The 1085-nt window shown below is 76.4% G+C and carries 1 pseudogene; it reads left to right on the plus strand.

The window, feature by feature from the left end:
- A pseudogene (locus tag AB0J52_RS41880) lies at positions 1-1041 on the plus strand (hypothetical protein); the annotation flags it as partial.
- Between the last annotated feature and the right edge of the window lie 44 nt (positions 1042-1085).

Consider the following 1085-nt stretch of genomic DNA (forward strand, 5'->3'; position numbering starts at 1 on the left):
GCGCCGCTGGACGCGCCCCAGCCACAGCAGGTAGCGCGTCGCGGAACTGTGGTCGGGCGTCCCCGCGCCGGGACGTCGGGGACGTTGGGCGGTCTCGGGACGAGCCAGCCGTCGCTGCCCCAGGGCGCGTCGCTCCCGAACGGCGCCTCCCTTCCGAACGGGTCGCTGCCGAACGGCGCTTCCCTCCCGCAGGGCGGCTTCACGCCGCAGGGCGGTTTCACGCCGCAGGGCGCGTCCGCGACGCATCAGGCCGGGCACCCCGGCGGGCATCCGGGCGGGCACATGGGCCCCGGCGGGTCGCTGGACGGCACGCTCGCGGTGAGCAAGGGGAAGGGCGGGTCCCGGCGCGGCGCGCTCATCGGCGTCGGCGCGGCCGTCGCGGCGGCCGCGGTCGCCACGGGCGCGACGCTCGCGCTCACCGGTGGCGACGACTCCTCGAAGGACCAGGTCAGGACGGTGGGGGAGCAGTCCCCCGGAACCCTCGCGGCTGCGCCCGGGAGCGGTGCGGCGCGGCAGGCCGGCAAGGGCAAGCAGACGCCGGGGGCGAAGCCTTCCGCATCCGGGTCGGGCTCGGCGTCGCCGAGCGGTTCGCCGGGAGCCTCTCCCTCGTCCTCCGGACGACCGTCCAAGGGGCCGGGCTCCGGGGGCGGTCCCGCCGCCGGCGGGGGCGGGAACTCTCCGCAGGCCACGGGCTGGATGTGCGGCCCCCGGCAGATGGCCGACCGCCGGGGCCACTACCTGACGGCGTGCATCCGCTCCGACGGTCACTCCGTGCGTGTGCGCGCCACCCTGGACCCCGTCGCGTCCCGCGACGACCCCAAGCTGATCGCCAGCAACCGGATGCAGATCATCCTGGTGCTCAAGCGGGCCGCCGACCAGACCAACGCCGGAACCTGGACCTCCCCGCCCTGCACCACGCTGACCTGCACGTGGGAGACCGGCACCGTCCCCGCGAGGGGCGACTACCGGACCCTGGCGAAGTTCTCCTACCAGGGCATCTACCAGGGGGACAGCTACGAGAGCCCACCCCTCCACTTCTGACGCCGCCGGCCCGCGCGAACGCCCGGCCCGCCGCCCCCCGACGG

The organism is Spirillospora sp. NPDC049652, assembly GCF_040675125.1.
GTDB lineage: Bacteria > Actinomycetota > Actinomycetes > Streptosporangiales > Streptosporangiaceae > Spirillospora.